Source organism: Exiguobacterium sp. s168, assembly GCF_018619035.1.
GTDB lineage: Bacteria > Bacillota > Bacilli > Exiguobacteriales > Exiguobacteriaceae > Exiguobacterium_A > Exiguobacterium_A acetylicum.
Window position 1 is genome coordinate 1 of the sequence record NZ_JACSNE010000052.1, and the last position, 3212, is coordinate 3212.

The window sequence follows — 3212 nt, forward strand, 5'->3', positions numbered from 1 at the left end:
TCAGCTTATCTTTGACTACTGCCCATTTCACTTCACTTGAATATACGTTTTTGCCCATGCAAAAACACCTCCGATGTTAGTACTTTTTAGAAGTGTACCACTCCGAAGGTGTTTTATATTGTCTCAAAATTTTAGGTTAGCCCACGGTTGCCCTTCATGGTCGCAGTTTTTAATCACTTAGACAGTAAACCTGCCTGTGACTTGTTTTAAATCATCCGCCATCGTCGCAAGCGACTGAGACGCAGACGAAATTTCTTCCATCGACGCCATCTGCTCCTCGGTCGACGCGGAGATGTTTTGGGTTCCGGCAGCCGTTCCTTCCGTCACCGCTTGAATTGTTCGCATGACGGAGGCGATCTGCTCACTCGCTGCCGCCATTTCTTGTACGGCACCGGACACTTCTTCGACGTGCCCTGTCACGTCGGTGATGGCTGTCTCGATTTCTGAGAATGAGGCACCGGCTTGATCGACAACGGCAATTCCACTCGTCATCTCGGTTGAGACTTTCTCCATCGAGGCGACCGATGCTTCCGTCTCTTGTTGAATGACCCGAATCAACAACTCGATCTGTTTTGCCGAGACCGCTGACTGCTCCGCGAGCGTCTTGACTTCCGCTGCGACGACGGCAAATCCGCGTCCTTGTTCGCCAGCACGCGCCGCTTCGATTGCTGCGTTTAACGCAAGTAAGTTCGTCTGCGCCGCGACACCTTTGATCGAATCCGTGATTTGTCCGATTTCCTGCGATCGGTTACCAAGACCATCAATGACTTGGCTCAGACGAGAGACGTCTTCTTGAATCCGTCCCATTTGTGTGCCGAGTGTTCCGACGACTTGACCACCGAGTGCGACTTTTTCCATCGCATCCGCTGTACGCTCCGTCATTTGTTGGGCATTGCCGGCGACGTAACGAACCGACGTCGTCAACTCTTCAATCGTCCGTGAGGCGTCGGATACTTGATGCAATTGTTGACTTGCACCGCTTGCCATCTCTTCCATCGTCACGGCGACCATTTCCGTAGCTTTCGTCGTCGATTCCGCATTAACGCTTAACTCGTCCGATGCGACAGCGACACGGTCAGCCGTACCGGTTAGTTCAAGTACGACTTGTTGCTGTGAGGCAATCATCTCGTTGAAAGACGTCGTCAACTGTCCAAGTTCGTCTTTGGAGTCGTATGTTCCACGGACGGTCAAGTCCCCGTTCCCCGATTGATCCATCCATCCCTGCAATTGACGAATCGGACGAGTGATGAGACGTGTAATGTACATCGCAAGTCCTGCAAACAAGAGAACCGCGAGAAAAAAGATGCCGAGCATTAAGTAAAAGGCCGTTTGTTTTTCAGCTTGATTCTGAGCGTCTAACGCTTTCGCTTGCTTCGTCATCGAAGCCATCAACGACTTCGCAGAATCCGCGACGTTATCCCGGACTTGTTCCAGACCTTGCGTATACGCCGTATAGGCTTCTTCGGTCTCGTTGCGCGTCGCCGCATCCTGGACGATCGTCATCGAATTATCATAGGCGAGGACGTTATCCTTTAATTCTTCAAGCTGTTTCTTTTCTTTGGCATCGAAATGCCCTGTTTTTTCGACCTTCGTGACCGACGAACGAATCTGCGCCTGACGCGTATCGATCTCAGCTTGCAGTTCCGTGACCCGCGTCTCGTCCTTCGTTAACATCATCTCGACTAAAAAAGAATCGAGCGCGCGTGTATCGATTCGGATTTGAGCTACTTCCTGGATCGGTATTAAGTTTTGCTGATACATCGCTCGGGAAGCATTCGACATCTGATTCAAGAAATAGAGTCCTGCTCCCGCAATCAAAAGCATCGCAACGACGGCTGTTGCGATCAAAGCTTGTATCTTCCGTCTGACTGACATATGTTTCATTCCATCCCCTCCCGTTTTTGTTATCGGTTTAAGAATGAAAAAGTTGACTATTTTTTCAATATTCCCATACTTTAGATGTGCTTTGGTAAAGACTTGCCGTACGACTTTCTCCCTCACGTTCGATATAATCAGCATACAGCAGTTGAAGAAAGGATGAATCGTATGCAACGTGTAGCCAATGAGATCACGCAATTCCGCGGCAGTCATTATGAGTTCGGTCGCGAACAAGGGCGTTACGTCAAACGAAACCAGTTGCTCCATAACCGGGAGGACAACTGGAAAATCCGTGTTCCGCGCTTTCAAGTCGATCCGGTCGAGACGAAGGAGATGTTTCTCCGGTACGCCCCGCATATTTGGGACGAGTTACTTGGACTCCAGGACGAACTTGAACTGTCGCTTCCGGATACGTTACTTCATTTTGGACATTACCGAGTCGAAGGACCGAAAAGCGGTTGTTCGATCATGACCGGTGATAATTTCCTCGTCCGCAATTACGACTACCATCCGATGACGTACGATGGGCGATTTTCCGTCTTTCAACCGAATGATGGTGGTTCCGCAATCATCGGTCCAGCCTCGCGTGTGACTGGACGAATGGACGGGATGAACGAACACGGTCTTGCGATGGGCTATAACTTCATCAATCGTCGCCGTCCGGGAGATGGATTCGTCAGCTTCATGATCGGACGGATCATCCTCGAGATGTGCACCTCGGTCGACGATGCAATCTCACTCGTCAAAGAGATCCCGCATCGCGGATCGTTCACATACGTCGTCCACGATAAATCCGCGCGTTCATTCGTCATCGAAGCGACGGCGCGGGATGTACAGGTACGCGAGACAAACATGTGTACGAACCATTTCGACTTGCTTCAACATGAGAATCGCTACCACCTCGATGACTCAAAACGTCGGATGATGGAGTTAAAAACCCATCAACACATGATTCAAGACGCAGAATCAGCTTTCCGACTATTGAACGATACCGATAAAGGTGTCTTTGCAGATTTATATGCCCAGTGGGCGGGAACGATCCATACGTCTGCCTACTTCCCGGAAGAGTTGAAGGTGTGGTCCGCGCTCGGTGGTGATCAAGAACCGGTCACGTTCGACTTTGCCGACTGGCTCGCTGGCAACGATTTTGCAGCAAGCGAAATCACGGGAGAACTGGAGACGAACATCCAGTTCGCGAACACTTTACAGACGTGGCGTTAAACGAAAAAGCTTCCTCCTGCTCGCTGAACTGCCCCATAAAAGTTGGACATAAAAATCCAACTTTTATGGGGTGTTTTTTATGGTCAAATATACAAAGGCGTTTAAAGTCCAAG

General features: G+C 49.9%; 2 protein-coding genes. One reads left to right on the forward strand and one right to left on the reverse strand.

All coding sequences use genetic code 11. The annotated features are described in order from the left end of the window. Positions 1 to 177: 177 nt before the first annotated feature. The gene (locus tag KNQ15_RS16485) at positions 178 to 1884 is read right to left on the reverse strand and encodes a methyl-accepting chemotaxis protein (RefSeq protein ID WP_214730112.1); all 1707 of its coding nucleotides are present in this window, start codon (positions 1882 to 1884) and stop codon (positions 178 to 180) included. Between the two features lie 162 nt (positions 1885 to 2046). On the opposite strand from KNQ15_RS16485, the gene KNQ15_RS16490 reads away from it, so the two are divergent. Beyond that, positions 2047 to 3099, forward strand: a complete 1053-nt coding sequence (locus KNQ15_RS16490; RefSeq protein WP_214730113.1) for a C45 family autoproteolytic acyltransferase/hydrolase — start codon at positions 2047 to 2049, stop codon at positions 3097 to 3099. Positions 3100 to 3212: the final 113 nt, after the last annotated feature.